This window comes from Micromonospora sp. S-DT3-3-22, from assembly GCF_015354745.1.
Lineage (GTDB): Bacteria > Actinomycetota > Actinomycetes > Mycobacteriales > Micromonosporaceae > Micromonospora > Micromonospora wenchangensis.
The window spans coordinates 11,191-27,200 of the sequence record NZ_JACGMO010000107.1 but is presented as its reverse complement, the minus strand read 5'-3'; the positions used below and the strand labels follow the sequence as shown (position 1 = coordinate 27,200).

Below are 16,010 nucleotides of genomic sequence, written 5' to 3'. Positions count from 1 at the left end.
CGCCCAGGTGGCCCGCGCCGCCGCCGACGCCGCCGGGCGGCCCCTGCCGGTCGGCGGCCAGTTCAACGACCGGTGGTCGCTGCAACCGCGACCCGCCGGCCCGGTGCCGGGCCCGCAGGAGTTGGCCGGGCTCACCGCGACGACCACCTTCGACTGGCCGCAGCGGGCCGCCGCCGAGGCGATGCCGTTGTACGTCGACGCCAGCGGCACCGCTGAGCGGATCCACCTGTCGCTGATGGCCGACACCGCCCTGCTCGCCCCCGCCGACATCCGGGGTTTCCTGTACGCCGTGGAGCAGGTCGCCATGGAACTGGCCCGGGACGACGTCAGCCTGCGCCGGGTGACGGAGATCTTCGACAGCCACCGGCTGTGCGAGGTCCCCGGCCACCCGGACACCCCGTGACCGGCCGCCCGTTCGCGGCCCGGCTGCGGGGCGACCGGTCCTCGTCAGTGCGCGACGACGACCGCCGAGGGTGGTTCCAGGTCGGCGAGCCGGGACGGGCGGACCACGAGGAACAGCACCGCCAGCGCGGCCACCATGCCCCCGGCGACCACCAGCGCCATCGCCACCGCGCCGTTGCCCAGCACCCCCACCATGGGGGCGGCCACCGCGCCGACGCCGAACTGCACCGCGCCGAGCAGGGCCGAGGCGGTGCCGGCGGCCTCACCGTGGCGGGACAGCGCCAGCGCCGGGGCGTTGGGCATCGCCAGCCCGGCCGCTGCCAGCACCACCCACAGCGCCACCAGCAGGGCGGGCAGCCCACCGAACCCGGTCACGGCGAAGGCCAGCAGGGCCAGCCCGGCCAGGGTTCCGACGCTCAGCGAGGTGACCAGGATGCGCTGCGGCGGGTGGCGGCGCAGCAGCCGCACGTTGTACTGGGCCGCCCCGATCAGGCCCACCGCGCCCGCCCCGAACGCCAGGCCGAACTGTTGCTCGTCGAGCCCGTACCCCTCCTGGAGGACGAACGACGAGCCGGCCACGTACGCGAACAGCGCCGCCATGGCCAGCCCGGCGACCACGACCAGCCCCACGAAGGTCCGGTCGCGCAGCAGCGAGCCGTACAGGCTCACGGTCGACCACGCGCCGCCGCGTTGGCGACGCTCGGCGGGCAGGGTCTCGGGCAGGCCGATCACGGCGACCACGACGAGCAGCACCCCGAACACGGCCAGGGTCACGAAGACACCCCGCCAGTCCGTCCAGCGCAGCACGCCGCCGCCGAGGGTGGGGGCGAGGACGGGGGCGGCGCCCATCACCAGCAGCAGCCGGGACAGCAGGGTGGCGAAGGCGGTGCCGCTGAACAGGTCCCGCAGCACCGCCATCGCGACCACCGTGGCGGCGGCGACGCCGAGGCCCTGCACCACCCGCAGCGCGCCGAGGACGGCGATGTGCTGGGCGACGACGCAGAGCGCCGACGCCACGATGTGCAGGGCGAGGCCGGCGATCAGCGGACCCCGGCGGCCGACCGCGTCGGAGAGCGGCCCGATCAGCAGTTGACCGAGGGCCAGCCCGGCGAGCGTGCCGGTGAGGGTCAGCTGGACCGCCGCCGAGGTGGTCATGAGGTCGGCGGCGATGGCGGGCAGCGCCGGCAGGTACATGTCGATGGTCAGCGGGCCGATGGCGATCAGCGAGCCGAGGACGAGGACCAGGCGTACCCGCTGCCGGCGGGTCATCAGGTCTCCGGGCGTCGGCGCGACCTTCGTCAGCTGGTCGTGGGCGAGATCGGTCATCGGGGAAGCTCCGCCCGGTCGTGGTGCGGCCGGGCGTGAGACGGTACGACAGTCACACCTGGCTTCAAATCCGGACCCGCTGCTCTGATTCCCGCTCCACCGAGAGGTAACGCGGGTCACAGCCGATGGTCACGGCTCAGGCGGGGTCCACGCGCCCCAGCCGCCAGTACCCCATGAAGGCGACGGCGCGGCGGTCCACGCCCCGCTCGCCGACGAGGTGCCGGCGCAGGGCGCGGATGACGCCGGCCTCCCCGGCCAGCCAGGCGTAGACGGGCACGGGCGCGGTCGGGGCGGGCACCTCCCACAGCGGGGCCACGTCGACGTCGACGTCGACGACCGCCTCGGCGGGCGTCGCCCCGGTGCGGGCCAGCAGCCGTTGCGCCGCCGCGGCCACGGCGGGCAGCAGCCGGCTGCCGTGTCCGCCGCCGGCACGGGCCAGCCAGCTGACGGTGACGCCGGGCGGGGCGGACACCGGCAGGACGTCGGCCGGGTCCGGCACCTCCAGCAGCACCTCGCCCCGGGCGTCGAGGGGCAGGCGTTCCAGGATGGCGCTGATCGCGGGCACGGCGGTCTCGTCGCCGGCCAGCAGCAGCCGGCCGGCGGGCGGCGGGCGGAACTCGATGCCGCCGTGCTCGCCGTCGTAGCCGGCGTCGGGTCCGAGCAGCCCGGCCTCGTCGCCGGGGCGGACCCGCAGCGCCCACCGGCCGGCCGGGCCGTGGTCGCCGTGCAGCACCAGGTCCACGTCCACCTCGGCCAGGTGCGGCCGGACCGCCCGGACGGTGTACGTGCGGATCGGGCAGCGCTCCTGCTCGGGCAGGGCGCGCCAGTGGGTGTACCAGTCGTCGCCGCCGGGCAGGTGGACGCCGGGTCGGCCGGGTGCGGGCAGCACCAGCTTGATCCGCTGGTCGTACCCGTTGTCGGCGAACCGGTCGAGGTCCGGGCCGGTGAAGGTGACCCGCAGGAACGACGGGCTGAGCCGGCGCGTCGCGCGTACCTGCACGTCGAACAGCCGCCAGGGCGCGACGGGCAGGGTCGCGGTGCCGGTGGGGTGGTGCCGCTCCCCCGCCGGGCGAACTCGATCACTAAGCACGTAGGTGAGGCTAACCTAACCAACACGATGAATGGCGACGTGGGTCACCCATCCCCTGTCCGGGCGAGGCCGACCGCCCCGCCCAGGCAGCATCACCCCTGGTCAGCGGCCCCGAGCGGCACGGTCGAGGAAGAGCAGTTGGGCCCGCTTCTCCGGCAGGTCGATCTGCGGACCGGGCACGAAACCGGCCCGGACCAACCTGTCGACGGCGCGGGCGTTGCGGGCGTCCGGTTCAGCCACGATCCGCAGCCGGGTCGGGTCGGCCAGCACGAACGCGAGGAACACGTCGAGGAGCACGCCGGTGAAGCCGGGCTCCGGGCCACCGTCCGGCGGGCCGATGAGCAGGTGGATGCCGAAGTCGCCGGGGCGTACGTCGTAGCACCGCCCGACCGGGTCGGCCGCCGGCTCGTAGGTCTGGAACAGCGCCGCCGGCCGGCCGTCCCGGTGCACCAGGTACGCGTGGTGGGTGGTCAGCGAGTCGAGGTACGCATAGATCTCGTGGACCCGCTCCCGACTGGCCCCGCGCATGCCCCAGAACCGGGACCGCTCCCGGGTCACCCAGTCGTGGATCACCGCGACGTCCCGGTCGGGGTCCACCGGCCGGATGGACACCTCCCCGAAACCGTCAACCCGGCACGAGGTGGAGGTCGGCGCAGCGGTCATGGCACTCCTTCCGGACGACGGGCCCGGCGGCCCGCCGGCACATCACTTTTCGCTGTCGATGCGACACCGTCAGCGACGAGTCAGGCAGACCTCACCACAACTTCGGAAAGTACGCAAACGACCACCGGGAGCAATGCGCCGCCCGGGATGCCGCGCCCCGACGGCGACACCGGAACGGCGAGACCGGAATACCGCACCGGCCACCGGCGGGTCGGCGACCGCATCCGGGGCGGCCGGCCTGTGACACGTCAGGCACGCACCGGTATTGACTCGGGTAATTCGTTCTGTTAACGCGCACAGGCTCGTACGGTAAAGGCGGCTATTTGCTCGGCGCGCCGGGCGCACTATTCGCGGAACAGGGGGTGACACATTGCTGTTCTTCGTTGGATAATTGCGGCCGTCGAGTGCCGGTCCCCGTGCGCGCCGGCGTTCAGGAGAAGGGACAGTCGTGAAACGTGACCAGTCACCCGTGCTGCCGGGCGACGGCTCCACGGACTACGCCCGTTACATGCGCACCGACGAGCTGCTCGCCCTGCAACGCCGCCCGGAGGAGATGCTCCACCGCGACGAGCTGCTCTTCCAGGTGGTGCACCAGTCCGCCGAGCTGTGGCTGAAGCTGGCCGAGGCCGAGCTGACCGCCGCCGTCGGGCGCACCGGGGCCGCCGACCCGGCCGGGGCGGCGGCGCTGCTGGCCCGCGCGACGCTCGCGGTGCGACTGGTCACCGACCAGTTGGAGATGTTCCGGCACCTGTCCCCGGTCGACTTCCAGACGATGCAACCCGCGCTGGGCAACGGCTCCGGCGCCGAGTCCCCCGGCTGGCGGCGGGCCGCTACGGTGAGCCGACAGCTCGGCCGGGCCTTCGCCGATCACCTCGCCACCCGGGGCGGCACGCTCGACGCGCTGGCCCCGGCAGACCCGACCCGGCGACTCGCCGAGGAGATGATCGCCTGGGACGAGCAGGTCCACCGGTGGCGGGCGCGCCACTACGAGGTCGCTCTGCGGGTCGGCGGGCACGCCCCCGGCGGCACCCCGGGCAGCGCGGCGACCGTGCTCGCCAAGCTCCTCGGGCACCGGTTCTTTCCCGAGCTGCGCCCGCCCCGGCCGGACACCGACGTCCCGGCGGCGGCGCATTCGGGCACCGCAGAGGCATGACGAGCCGCGCCACTCGAAGAATCGTCGGCGCTCCCCCTGACACATACCCCTCCGAGGTGCGGTTCGTGCGTGAGCTGACGAGCTGGTCGTCCGGTACGGCCGATCCCGAGCAATTTCCCTACCAGGCAGTGGTCACCGAATTTCATCGCGTCGGTAAACACTTCGTCAAAAAGGAACTCCTCGTCCAGCTGGACCAGGCGCGCGCCCGGGTGAACGCGCGGACGACCCCCGCCCGCGAGTTGTCCGCCTTCCTCGACGTGGCGCTCGACAAGTGGGACGCCCGGTACGACTACCGCAGCTACCTGGCCCTGCCCCTGCTCCCCCTGCCCGGCCACGCCCCGGAGAGCGGACCGGCCGGACGGATGGCTGAGGAGGTCGACCGGCCGGGGCCGGGCGACGGACGACGGGAACGCGACCGGCTCCTGGTCGACCTCGTCGCCGACGCCCTCGCCTTCGAGCTGGCCGCCTCGACCGACGCCATCGACCTGCTCCCCGAGCAGCGGCCGGGGCCGGCGCTGGTGGCGAAGCGGTGCCGGCTCGGGGTACGCGCCGCCTCGTCGGCCCTCACCCGGCTCGGCCTGGCCGGGGCGGTCACCGAACAGGACCCGGTCGCGGCGGCGGTGGCGCTGCACCGGCTCGCCGTCACCGGCCGCGATCCCGCCCGGGAACGCGCCCTGGGGTTGAGCATGCTGCCGGTCTACGTCTCCCACGACGAGTACCTGTTCATCCGGGTCCTCCAGGCGTACGAGTGCGTCTTCGCCGGGGTCGCCGAGGAGCTGCGGGGCACGATCGTCGCGTTGGACACCGGCCGGCCCCGCCCCGCCGCCGGCCGGCTGGCGTACGCCCGGGAGCTGATCAGCGGCGCCGGGGCGCTGTTCTCCCTGCTGGCCACCATGCAACCGGCGGCGTTCCGGACGTTCCGCGAGTACACCGAGGGGGCCAGCGCGATCCAGTCCCGCTCGTACAAGATCATGGAGTCGCTGTGCCGTACGCCGGAGCCGGAGCGGTTGGACTCCACCGCGTACCGGTCGGTGCCGGAGGTACGCGAGGTGGTGCGGGCCGGCCAGCCGTCGATCGACCGGGCCTACCGCGCGGCGGTCCACGCCGGGTCGCTGCGGGGAGCCGACCTCGACCTGGTACGGCAGCAGATGGCGGCCTTCGCCGAGGCGGTGCTGACCTGGCGGCGCACCCACCACCGGTTGGCGACCCGGATGCTCGGCGCCCGCTCCGGCACCGGCTACACCGAGGGCACCCCCTATCTGGCGGCCGTCCGCGCCGTCCCGGTCTTCACCACCGTGTCCACCGAGAACCGTCCACCCCGGACCGATCCGATCGGAGGCTGCTGCGAGTGAGCGCACCCGCAACCCACCCGGCGCGTTGCCTGGACGCCGCCGCGCACGCCGTCCTGCGCGCCGAGTTCCCGCTGCTGGAGACCTGCGTCTACCTGAACAACAACTCCACCGGCGCGACGCCCCGGGGCGTCGAGCGGGTGCTCGCCGACTACTGGGCGACCCTGCGCGACTGGCGCGACGACGTGTGGCAGGGCTGGCACGTCGGCCTCGACCGGTACGCCGACTCCGTCGCCGCACTGCTCGGCGCGCCCCCGGGCAGCGTGGTCACCGACGCCAACCTGAGCACCCTGCTGGCCCGGGTGCTGTCCTGCTTCGACTACCGCCCGCCCCGCAACCGGATCGTCACCACCGACCTGGAGTACCCGACGGTGCCGTTCATCGGCACCGCGTTCGGCCGCTACGGCGCGCGGCTCGACGTGGTCGGCACCGGCGGCCCCCGGTTCGACGAGGACGCCCTCGCCGCCCGCGTCGACGAACGGACGCTGCTGGTCTGCGTACCCCACGCGAGTTTCTCCTCCGGGGCCACCATCGACCTGGCCCGGCTGGTCGCCCGCGCCCACGACGTCGGGGCGCTGGTGGTGGTGGACGCCTTCCAGACCGTCGGCGCGGTCCCGCTGGACGTGACCGCGCTCGGCGTCGACATCGTCCTCGGCGGCGCGCACAAGTGGCTGTGCGGGGCCGGCACCGCCTTCCTCTACGTCCGTCCCGACCTGGCGGAACGCCTGACACCGGCGGCGACCGGGTGGCAGGCCGGCGACCGGGCGTTGACCTTCCGGGTGTCGACCGGATGGGCGGCGGGGGCGCAGCGTTTCGCCGGCGGCACGCCGTACCCGCTGACCTCGCTGATCTCCCAGGTCGGCCTGGACCTGCTGGCGGGCGTCGGGATCGCGGCGATCCGGGCCCACTCGCTGGCGCTGACCCAGCGGGTCCTGGACCGGGCGGCGGCGGCCGGCATCACCGTGGTCAGCCCCACCGACCCGCAGCGCCGGGGCGGGGTGGTCTGCCTGGACGTCCCCGACGGCGAGGAGGTCAAGCGGCGGCTGGCCGCGCGGAACATGATCTGTAGCTGGCGGGGCTGGCTGCGGGTCGGGCCGCACGTCTACAACACCGTCGACGAGGTCGACGCGTTCATGGACGCGTTGGGCGAGGAGCTGGGCCGGTGAGCGTCACCCTGTCCCCCCGGGCGTTGATGAGCCTGCTCGTCAACGGCCCCAAGGCCGTCGACGTGCTGGAGACCGCGCTGGCCCTCGGCCTGCTCGACGCGCTGGAACCCGGCCCGGTACGCCTCGACGCGCTGGCCGACCGGTTCGGGGTGCGCCCGCTGCGGCTGTACAAGTTCCTCGACTGCCTGGAGAGCCTCGGCTGCGTCACCCGCCACGAACCCGACGACGACATCGCCGGGGCCAGCTACCGGGCGGTGCCGGGGCTGCGCGACGCCGTGCTGGCGGTGGTCGGCCCGGACGCGATCGAACGGGACCGGGACCGCTACCCGTGGCGGCTGCTGCACGGCCGGCTCGCCGAGAGCCTGCGCGGCGAGGTCGGCATGAGCGACGACGACTTCGCCTGGCCGCCCAAGACCGACGCGCAGACCGCCGACTTCGAACGCAGCATGGCCGCCGGGCTCGGCCCGGTGATCGAGACGTTGCGCCGGCACGCCGACCGGCTCTGGTCGGACCGGCGACGCCTGCTTGACGTCGGCGGCGGCGACGGCACGCTCGCCGCGCACATCCTCGACACCGCCGACGACCTGCGGGCCGACGTGTTCAACCTGCCGGCGGTGGCGCCCCTGGTGGCGGCCACCCGGGTCGACCGGGGGCACCCCGACCGGCTGGGCTTCGTCGGCGGCGACTTCCTGGCCGGGCCGCTGCCGGAGGGCTACGACGCGATGGCGTTCGTCCGGGTGCTGCACGACTGGCCCAACGACGTCGCCCGCCGCCTGGTCGAGCAGGCGTACGCGGCGCTGGAGCCGGGCGGGCTGCTGCTGATCGCCGAGGAGTTCCGCACCCCCGACCGGCTGGCCGTGCAGTTCTTCTGGAGCTACTTCCTGATCGGCGTGGACAGCTGCGTCAGCCGGCTGCGGGAGGTCGAGTTCTACACCGGGCTGCTCGCCGAGGTCGGGTTCACCCGGGTGGCGGTGCTGCCCGGCGGGTGGGAGCTGGTCACCGCGTACAAGCCGGGGTGACCGGGCGGCTGGCACCGGGGCCGGCGGACGCCTGACGTCCACCGGCCCCGGCCGGGCCGGTCAGGGGCGGCGGGCCAGCACCGCGCCGTTCGCGCCGGGAGCCTCGAACGGCACCGTACGCACGTCGACGAAGCCGGCGTCGGTCAACCACTGCCGGTACTCCGCGCCGGAGTAGTTCTTGCCGCCCTCGGTCTCGACGAGCATGTTCATGCCCATCAGGGCGGCCTCCGGCGGGCCGGTGCGCTCGTCGTTGAGCAGCAGCTCACTGACGACGATCACCCCGCCGGGCGGCAGCGCGTCGTGGCAGCGGGCCAGCAGCGCCCGGTTGGTCGGCTCGTCCCAGTCGTGCAGGATCATGCTGAGCAGGATCACGTCGTGCCCGTCGGGCAGGGCCGGGTCGGCGAGGAAGTCACCGGCGACCGTGCCGATCCGGTCGGTCAGGCCCGCCTCCGCGATCCGCTCCCCGGCCCGCACGCACACGTGCGGCAGGTCCAGGATCGTCGCCCGCAGCTCCGGCAGCCGCAGGCAGAACTCGATCGGGAACGCCCCCGCGCCCCCGCCGACGTCGAGCAGCCGCCGGTGCGCGCCGAAGTCGTACGCGTCGGCCAGGGCGCGGGCGGTGAACCGGGAGGTGGCGAACATGGCGTCCCAGAACTGGGCCACCAGCTCCTGGTCGGTGGTGTCGAACAGGGACTCCTGCTGCTGCGGGTCCCAGGTCAGCGGCCGGTTGCCGCGCAGCGCCTCGCCCACCCGGTGCCAGGGCAGGTAGGTGCGCAGGTCGGAGTAGCGCACCTGGGCCCCGAAGTAGTAGGGCCGCCCCTCGACCAGGAACTGCTCGGCCAGCGCCGAGTTGCGGTAGCCGTCGCCGGCCTTCTCCAGCAGCCCCAGCGACGCGCTGGCCGAGAGCAGCAGGTCGGCGGGGCGTTCGTCGAGCCCGAACTCGGCGGCGGCCTCGGCCACGGTGACGGCCCGCCCGCCGGCCAGCCGGGTGAACAGGCCGAACTCGACCCCGACGGCGAGGGTCTTGAAGCCCCAGACGCCGGCGACGAGATGCATGAGAGGAGTGGGAGTGATCATGGGAACATAAGATCATGGAACGGTGACGCGGTGGCACGCGCCGGTCACTATGGAGTAATGATTCGCTTCATCCTGAACGTGTTGTGGCTCATCCTCGGTGGCGGAATCGTGCTGGCGCTCGGCTACTTCGTCGCGGCGGTGGTCTGCTTCGTCCTCATCATCACCATCCCGTTCGGGGTGGCGTCGCTGCGGCTGGCGTCGTACTCGCTGTGGCCGTTCGGCCGTACCCTGGTCGCCAAGCCCGGGGCCGGCGTGCCGTCCGGGCTGGCGAACGTGCTGTGGGTGCTGCTGGCCGGCTGGTGGCTGGCGCTGTCCCACCTGCTCGCCGGGATCGCGCTCTGCGTCACGATCATCGGCATCCCGTTCGGCATCGCCAACTTCAAGCTCGTCCCGGCGGCGTTCTGGCCGCTCGGCCGGGAGGTCGTCGAGGCGCCCTGACCGGCCGGGCCCTCCCCGGCGGCCGGGGCCACGGGACCGCCGGCCGGTCGGGGTCAGAGCCGCCGGGTCAGGGCCGTCGGTCGGCGTGCAACCGGTCGAGGTGGGCGGCGAGTTCGTCGGTGACCAGCAGGTCGGTGCGGATGCGGTCGTGCGGGTAGCCGGCCCGGCCGATCATGTGCGCGGCGACCGGCGCGGTGGCCAACTGGAACGCCCCGACCAGCACCAGCGTGGTGACGTCCACCCCGGTCCGCAGCCGCAGCGCGCAGCCGAGCAGCACCAGCAGCAGGCCGAGGACCTGCGGCTTGGCCGCGGCGTGCATCCTCGACAGCAGGTCGGGGAAGCGGACCAGGGCGACCCCGGCGGCCAGGCTGAGCAGCGCGCCGCCCAGCAGGCAGGCCGCGGCCACCACGTCCAGCACCGCGTCGACGCTCACCTGTCGTCCCGGCGGGTGGCGAAGCGGGCGACGCTGACCGAGCCGACGAAGCCGAGGATGGCCAGGACCACGAGGATCGGCAGCGCGGTCGCGTCCCGGCTGTAGGCGGCCTCGGTCGCCACGGCGGCCACCACGATGGCCAGCAGCACGTCGGTGGCGACCGCCCGGTCGAGCACCGACGGCCCCCGGACGATCCGGGTGAGGGTGAGCGCGCCGGCCACCGCCAGCAGCACGGTGACGATCACGGCGACAGCGGTCATCTCGAACTCCCTTCCAGCGCGGACGGTGTGTGCTCCCGGATCAGGCGTTGCTCCTGCGCCGAGCCGATCGCCGCGATCAGCCGGGCCTCCAACTCCAGCACGCCGTCGCGGAAGCGTTCGACCTCGGCGCGGTCGCGTACCCCGAGCACGTGGACGTAGAGGACGCCGGCATCCCGGTCGACCTCGACGATGAGGCTGCCGGGCACCAGGGACAGCGCCTCGGCGGTCAGGGTCAGGTTGAGGTCGGAGCGGATCCGCAGCGGCACCGCGATGATCGCCCCCAGCGGGGGGTGCCCGAACCGCAGCGCCAGGGCCGCGATCTGCACGCTGGCCACCACCAGGTCCCGCAGGAAGCGCAGGGCGAACCGCAGCAGCGGCACCGGGTGCACCCGCCCGGCGAAGGTCACCGGGGGCAGCGGGAAGACGGTCAGCACCACCAGCCCCACGACCAGCCCACCGAGCACGTTTGCCCAGCTCAGCGTCCCCCACAGCAGCACCCATACGGTGACCAGGACGATCATCGCGACGGCCTGGTTGCGGCGGCGGGCCGCCGGGCTCAGCGGCCGGTCCTCGGGATGCTCCGGCGGCGGCGGCTCCCCGGCGCGCTGCGACGGCAGCGCGCCGGGCGGCGGGTCCGTGGACCGCTGCGGCGGCGGATCGTGGCTCACGGGGTCCCCCCGGGGTAGACGGCCTCGACGTACGGGGTGCGCCGCAGCAGGTCGTCGGCGGCGTCGGAGCTGAGGTCGAACAGCGGCCCGGCGACCACGGTCAACGCCAGCCCGAGCACCACCAGGGCGACCGTCGGCGCGATCATCAGGCGGGGCAGCATCGCGCCCGGGTGGGCGTCGCGGTCCGGCCCCTGGTAGGGCTGTTCCACCCCGTCGGTGCGGACGGTGTGCACGCTGTCCTGCGGTTCGGGCATCTCCGGGTGCGGGCGACGCCAGAACGCCAGGTTCCACACCCGGGCGATGGCGTAGAGGGTGAGCAGGCTGGTCAGCAACCCGCCGGCGACCAGCACCCAGGCCATCGCGCCGCCGTCGTCGACCCCGGCCTGGACCAGGCCGAGCTTGCCGAGGAAGCCGGAGAACGGTGGGATGCCGGCCAGGTTCAGCGCGGGCACGAAGAACAGCACGGCGAGCAGCGGCGACAGTCGGGCCAACCCGCCGAGGCGGTCCAGCGCGGTGCTGCCGCCCCGGCGTTCGACCAGCCCGGCGGCGAGGAACAGGGTGGTCTGGATGGTGATGTGGTGCACCACGTAGAAGATCGCGGCGGCCAGCCCGAGCGACGAGCTGAGGCCCACCCCGAACAGCATGTAGCCGATGTGGCTGATCAGGGTGAACGACAGCAGTCGTTTGATGTCGGACTGGGCGACCGCGCCGAGGATGCCGACGAGCATGGTCAACGCCGCCACCACCAGCAGCAGGTCGGCGGTCCGGCCGCCGGGGAACAGCAGCGTCTCGGTGCGGATGATGGCGTACACGCCGACCTTGGTGAGCAGGCCGGCGAAGACGGCGGTGACCGGCGCGGGCGCGGTGGGGTAGCTGTCGGGCAGCCACGCCGACAGCGGGAAGACCGCCGCCTTGATGCCGAAGGCCAGCAGCAGCATCCCCTGGAGCACCAGCCGCAGGTCGTCGGGGAGCGCGTCGAGCCGGTCGACGAGCTGCGCCAGGTTGAGGGTGCCGGTGGCCGAGTAGACCAGCCCGATCGCGACCAGGAAGATCAGCGACGAGAGCAGGCTGACCACGACGTACGTGGTGCCGGCGCGGATGCGGGTCTCGGTGCTGCCCAGGGTGAGCAGCACGTAGCTGGCGACCAGCAGGATCTCGAAGCCGACGTAGAGGTTGAACAGGTCACCGGAGAGGAAGGCGTTGCACACCCCGGCGGTCAGCACCAGGTAGGTGGGGTGGTAGACCGACAGCGGGGTCTCCTCGTGCCCGTCGGCCATGCCCTGCCCGATGGAGTACACCAGCACGCAGAGGGTGACGGCGGCGGAGACCACCAGCATCAGCGCGGCGAGCTGGTCGGCGACGAGCACGATGCCCAGCGGCGCGACCCAGCCGCCGACCTCGACGACGAGCGGCCCGTCGAGCGAGGAGCGGACCAGCAGGGTGGCGGCCACCGCGACGGTCGCGGTGAGCACGGTGAGGCTGACCCAGCGCTGGGCGCGGGGCCGGCTGGCCAGCAGCAGGGTCAGGGCCGCGCCGAGCAGTGGCATCACCACCGGCAGCGGGACGAGGTAGTTCACGCGTCCCTCCCCCGCTCGCCGGCCGCCGCCGCCACCGAGGCCGCCGAGGGCCGTCTGCTGTCGGGATCGGGCCGGCCGTCCGGGTCGAGCTGGTCGTCGGAGTCGGGCTGGTCGGCGTCGTCGGTGCCCGGCCCCTCGTCCCGGTCGGCCAGGTCCATGATCCGGCGGTCCTCCACGTCGTCCTGCACCTCGTCGTGGCCGTTGAGGTGCCAGCTGCGGTACGACAGCGCCAGCAGGAACGCGGTCATGCCGAGGGTGATGACGATGGCGGTGAGCACCATCGCCTGGGGCAGCGGGTCGCTCATCTCGGCGGCGTCGGTGGTGCCGACGATCGGCGGGCCACCGGCCCGGCCACCGGTGAGCAGCAGCAGGTTGGCGCCGTTGCCGAGCAGGATGACACCCATCAGCACCCGGGTGAGGCTGCGTTCCAGCAGCAGGGTCACCCCGGCGGCGAAGAGCACGCCGACCACCACGATGTAGGTGAGGTTGGGGGTCACACCAGCTCCTTGTCCCGTACGTCGTCGCGAGCGTCCTCCTGCTGGCGGTCCATCTCGGCGCCGAGGCTGCGCAGGATGTCCAGCACCAGGCCCACCACGATCAGGTAGACGCCGACGTCGAAGAAGACCGACGAAACGAAGTGGACCTTGCCGAGCAGGGGCAGGTGCAGGTCGAGCACCGCGCTCTGCAGGAACTCCCCACCCAGCGGCATCGCCACCACCCCGGTGCCGACGGCGAGGAAGAGCCCCGCGCCGAGCACCGCACCGGCGTCGACCGGCGCGGCGGCGTTGAGTTCCCGGCGTCCGCCGGCCAGGTAGCGCACGGCCAGGGCCAGGCCGGCGACCAGCCCGGCGGCGAACCCGCCACCGGGGGCGTTGTGGCCGGAGAAGAGCAGGTAGACCGAGAAGAGCACGATGGCGTGGAACAGCAGCCGGGTGACCACCTGGAGGATCACCGAGTGCCGGTGCGCCTCGAAGCCGGCGGTCAGCCAGCGTGGCCCGCCGGTGGTCGCCGGTCGGGGGCCGGGGACGGCGCTGCGCCGGTCCAGGTCCCGGGAGCGGCGGAAGATCAGGCTGGCGACCCCGGTGGCGGCCACCACCAGCACCGCGATCTCGCCCATGGTGTCCCAGGCGCGGATGTCGACCAGGGTCACGTTGACCACGTTCTTGCCGCCGCCGTAGGAGACCGCCTCGTCGGGGAACCGCTCGGAGACCGGGGTGGCCAGCCGGCCGCTCGCCGCGACCCAGGCCATCCCGGACACGACCGCGCCGACGGCGACCCCGATCGCGATCCGGCCGCGCCGGCTGCGCCGGATCGGCCGGGCCGAGAACTTCACCGGCAGCCGGCGCAGCACCAGCACGAACATGACGATGGTGACGGTCTCCACCAGGAACTGGGTCAGCGCCAGGTCCGGTGCGCCGTGCAGGACGAACATCAGCGCGGTGCCGTAGCCGGCGACCCCGACCAGGATCATCGCGGTGAGCCGGCGCAGCGCGCGGGCGGCCATCACGGCGGCGACGATCACCAGGGCGGCGACGACCGCCTGCAACGGGGTGTCCCAGGCGCGGAACTGCCGGGGCCACGGCCCGCCGGTGAGCAGCGCGCCGCCGGGCAGCAGGACCAGCACCACCAGGATGATCCCGAGATAGAACGGCAGCGATCCGCGCTGGGTCGCGCCGGTCAGCTCCACCGCCAGCCGGTCCACCCCGGCGACCACCCGTTCGTAGCCGGCCGCGCCGTCCAGCGGCGTCCACCGGGACAGCCGCAGCCGGCCCCGGTGCAGCAGCAGGAACAGCCCGACGCCGGCCGTCACCGCGAGGGCGGACAGGCCCAGCGCGGGGGTGAGGCCGTGCCACAGCGCCAGGTGGTAGCCGGGCCCGGCCGGGGAGAACCCGTCGGCGTACGGGGCGAGCAGCCCGTCGAGGGCGGGGGCGGCGACGCCGACGGCCAGCCCGGCGACGGCGAGCAGCGCCGGGGCGGCGAGGAACGTCCGGCCCGCCGGGTGCGGTTCGGTCGGCGTGACACCGGGCTTGCCGGCGAACGCGCCCCACAGGAACCGCAGGGTGTACGCCACGGTCAGCGCCGACCCGGTCACCACCCCGGCCAGCACCAGCAGGTCGGCCGTACCGCCGTGCCGGAACGCCTCGAAGGCGGCCTCCTTGGCGACGAAGCCGGCCATCGGCGGCAGCCCGGCCATCGACGCGGCGGCCAGCACGGCGATCCCGGCCAGCACCGGCGCGCGCCGGCCGAGGCCGCTGAGTTCCCGCAGGTCCCGGGTGCCGGTGGTGTGGTCGACGATCCCGACGACGAGGAAGAGGGTGGCCTTGAACAGGGCGTGCGCCAGCACCATGGCCGCGCCGGCCAGCGCGGCGTCGCGGCTGCCGGCCCCGAGGATCACCATCAGCAGGCCGAGCTGGCTGACCGTGCCGTAGGCGAGCAGCAGCTTCAGGTCGGTCTGCCGCAACGCCACCCAGGCACCGAGGAAGAGGGTGGCCAGGCCGGTGCACAGCAGCACCACCCGCCAGGCGGTGACATCGGCGACGGCCGGGCCGAGCAGGGCGACCAGGAACACCCCGGCCTTGACCATCGCGGCGGCGTGCAGGTAGGCGCTGACCGGGGTGGGGGCGGCCATCGCGCCGGGCAGCCAGAAGCTGAACGGCACGATGGCCGACTTGCTGAGCGCGCCGAGCAGGATCAGCATCAGCGCGGTGACCAGGTAGCCGCCGCCGGGCAGGTCGGTGGCGACGACCGACCAGCGGTAGCTGCCGGCGTGCTGGCCGAGCATGACGAACCCGGCCAGCATGGCCAGCCCGCCCAGCGTGGTGACCAGCAGCGCCTGCATGGCGGCCCGCCGGCTGGCCCGCTTCGCCGGGTCGTAGCCGATCAGCAGGTAGGAGAAGACGGTGGTGAGTTCCCAGAACACGTAGAGCAGCAGCAGGTCGTCGGAGACGACCAGGCCGAGCATGGAGCCGGCGAAGGCGACGAAGACCGCGGCGAATCGGCCCAGCCCGGGGTCGTCGGAGCGGAAGTACCGGGCGCTGTACGCCAGCACCAGCGCGCCAACCCCGCCGACGAGTACCACCATCAGCCAGGACAGGGTGCCCATCCGCAGGGCGAGTTCCAGACCGATCCGGGGCACCCACGGCCAGGTCTCCACCACCGGTTCCCCGGACCGCACCACGCCGGTACGGGTCAGCGCCCAGACCAGCGTGGCGGCCGGGGCGAGCGCGACGGCGTAGAGCGCCCGGCGTCCGAAGCGGCGTACCAGCCCCGGGGCGACCACGGCTGCCAGTGCGTGGACCGCCACCAGGACCAGCACATACCCTCCTCGAAGATCAGTGTCGGCGGCCACCCACCCGGTTCGGGCGGTGCGGGACCGGCGGCGCGGGGAC

At 73.8% G+C, this 16,010-nt stretch carries 16 protein-coding genes; 6 read left to right on the top strand and 10 right to left on the bottom strand.

Translation table 11 applies throughout. The features are described 5' to 3' along the window. Nucleotides 1-403: hypothetical protein (locus tag H1A17_RS25800; protein WP_228544226.1), on the top strand; the 403-nt coding region annotated here is incomplete at its 5' end. Between the two features lie 44 nt (nucleotides 404-447). On the opposite strand, the gene H1A17_RS25795 is transcribed toward H1A17_RS25800, so the two are convergent. From H1A17_RS25795 to H1A17_RS25785, 3 genes are all read right to left on the bottom strand, one after another. Further along, the gene (locus H1A17_RS25795; RefSeq protein ID WP_194823088.1) at nucleotides 448-1,671 is read right to left on the bottom strand and encodes a multidrug effflux MFS transporter; all 1,224 of its coding nucleotides are present in this window, start codon (nucleotides 1,669-1,671) and stop codon (nucleotides 448-450) included. Between the two features lie 193 nt (nucleotides 1,672-1,864). After that, complete coding sequence (locus tag H1A17_RS25790) at nucleotides 1,865-2,818, bottom strand: siderophore-interacting protein (RefSeq protein WP_309236865.1); 954 nt, start codon at nucleotides 2,816-2,818, stop codon at nucleotides 1,865-1,867. A gap of 102 nt (nucleotides 2,819-2,920) precedes the next feature. After that, nucleotides 2,921-3,481, bottom strand: a complete 561-nt coding sequence (locus H1A17_RS25785) for a GNAT family N-acetyltransferase (RefSeq protein ID WP_194823084.1) — start codon at nucleotides 3,479-3,481, stop codon at nucleotides 2,921-2,923. Nucleotides 3,482-3,929: 448 nt separating this feature from the next. Between H1A17_RS25785 and H1A17_RS25780 the strand changes: the two genes are divergently transcribed. Genes H1A17_RS25780 through H1A17_RS25765 form a run of 4 tightly spaced genes read left to right on the top strand, consistent with a single transcriptional unit; the run spans nucleotide 3,930 to nucleotide 8,168 of the window. Continuing rightward, complete coding sequence (locus H1A17_RS25780) at nucleotides 3,930-4,634, top strand: tryptophan 2,3-dioxygenase family protein (RefSeq protein ID WP_145920154.1); 705 nt, start codon at nucleotides 3,930-3,932, stop codon at nucleotides 4,632-4,634. A gap of 56 nt (nucleotides 4,635-4,690) precedes the next feature. Further along, complete coding sequence (locus H1A17_RS25775; protein ID WP_145920155.1) at nucleotides 4,691-5,986, top strand: tryptophan 2,3-dioxygenase family protein; 1,296 nt, start codon at nucleotides 4,691-4,693, stop codon at nucleotides 5,984-5,986. After that, a complete protein-coding gene (locus H1A17_RS25770) occupies nucleotides 5,983-7,149 on the top strand; it encodes an aminotransferase class V-fold PLP-dependent enzyme (protein ID WP_309236864.1) in 1,167 nt (388 codons plus the stop codon). Before H1A17_RS25775 ends, H1A17_RS25770 begins: the two co-directional genes overlap by 4 nt. Continuing rightward, on the top strand, nucleotides 7,146-8,168 hold the full coding sequence (locus H1A17_RS25765) for a methyltransferase (RefSeq protein ID WP_145920156.1): 1,023 nt from the start codon (nucleotides 7,146-7,148) through the stop codon (nucleotides 8,166-8,168). Before H1A17_RS25770 ends, H1A17_RS25765 begins: the two co-directional genes overlap by 4 nt. Nucleotides 8,169-8,228: 60 nt before the next feature. Here H1A17_RS25765 and H1A17_RS25760 read toward each other — a convergent pair whose 3' ends face one another. Further along, nucleotides 8,229-9,245, bottom strand: a complete 1,017-nt coding sequence (locus H1A17_RS25760; protein ID WP_194823083.1) for a methyltransferase — start codon at nucleotides 9,243-9,245, stop codon at nucleotides 8,229-8,231. Nucleotides 9,246-9,302: 57 nt separating this feature from the next. On the opposite strand from H1A17_RS25760, the gene H1A17_RS25755 reads away from it, so the two are divergent. Further along, nucleotides 9,303-9,683, top strand: a complete 381-nt coding sequence (locus tag H1A17_RS25755) for a YccF domain-containing protein (protein ID WP_145920158.1) — start codon at nucleotides 9,303-9,305, stop codon at nucleotides 9,681-9,683. 67 nt (nucleotides 9,684-9,750) lie between these two features. Here H1A17_RS25755 and mnhG read toward each other — a convergent pair whose 3' ends face one another. From mnhG to H1A17_RS25725, 6 genes are read right to left on the bottom strand one after another with little or no spacing between them, the layout of a single operon-like run. Then, complete coding sequence (gene mnhG / locus H1A17_RS25750) at nucleotides 9,751-10,116, bottom strand: monovalent cation/H(+) antiporter subunit G (RefSeq protein WP_145920159.1); 366 nt, start codon at nucleotides 10,114-10,116, stop codon at nucleotides 9,751-9,753. Continuing rightward, nucleotides 10,113-10,376 carry a monovalent cation/H+ antiporter complex subunit F gene (locus tag H1A17_RS25745; RefSeq protein ID WP_088645903.1) on the bottom strand — a complete coding sequence of 88 codons (264 nt, stop codon included), beginning with the start codon at nucleotides 10,374-10,376 and terminating at the stop codon, nucleotides 10,113-10,115. Before H1A17_RS25745 ends, mnhG begins: the two co-directional genes overlap by 4 nt. Continuing rightward, on the bottom strand, nucleotides 10,373-11,044 hold the full coding sequence (locus H1A17_RS25740) for a Na+/H+ antiporter subunit E (RefSeq protein ID WP_194823082.1): 672 nt from the start codon (nucleotides 11,042-11,044) through the stop codon (nucleotides 10,373-10,375). Before H1A17_RS25740 ends, H1A17_RS25745 begins: the two co-directional genes overlap by 4 nt. Continuing rightward, nucleotides 11,041-12,621 (bottom strand): Na+/H+ antiporter subunit D, encoded by a 1,581-nt coding sequence (locus H1A17_RS25735; protein WP_145920161.1) that lies wholly within the window; start codon nucleotides 12,619-12,621, stop codon nucleotides 11,041-11,043. Before H1A17_RS25735 ends, H1A17_RS25740 begins: the two co-directional genes overlap by 4 nt. Next, entirely contained in the window at nucleotides 12,618-13,118 is a 501-nt protein-coding gene (locus tag H1A17_RS25730) for a Na(+)/H(+) antiporter subunit C (protein WP_194823081.1), read from the bottom strand. Before H1A17_RS25730 ends, H1A17_RS25735 begins: the two co-directional genes overlap by 4 nt. Further along, nucleotides 13,115-15,937 carry a Na+/H+ antiporter subunit A gene (locus H1A17_RS25725; protein WP_194823080.1) on the bottom strand — a complete coding sequence of 941 codons (2,823 nt, stop codon included), beginning with the start codon at nucleotides 15,935-15,937 and terminating at the stop codon, nucleotides 13,115-13,117. Before H1A17_RS25725 ends, H1A17_RS25730 begins: the two co-directional genes overlap by 4 nt. Nucleotides 15,938-16,010: the final 73 nt, after the last annotated feature.

Bases quoted from the DNA above. Each gene is read 5' to 3' on its own strand.
- H1A17_RS25785 (WP_194823084.1), bottom strand. From the start codon at position 3,481: ATGACCGCTGCGCCGACCTCCACCTCGTGCCGGGTTGACGGTTTCGGG.
- H1A17_RS25795 (WP_194823088.1), bottom strand. From the start codon at position 1,671: ATGACCCGCCGGCAGCGGGTACGCCTGGTCCTCGTCCTCGGCTCGCTG.
- H1A17_RS25760 (WP_194823083.1), bottom strand. From the start codon at position 9,245: ATGATCACTCCCACTCCTCTCATGCATCTCGTCGCCGGCGTCTGGGGC.
- H1A17_RS25745 (WP_088645903.1), bottom strand. From the start codon at position 10,376: ATGACCGCTGTCGCCGTGATCGTCACCGTGCTGCTGGCGGTGGCCGGC.
- H1A17_RS25755 (WP_145920158.1), top strand. From the start codon at position 9,303: ATGATTCGCTTCATCCTGAACGTGTTGTGGCTCATCCTCGGTGGCGGA.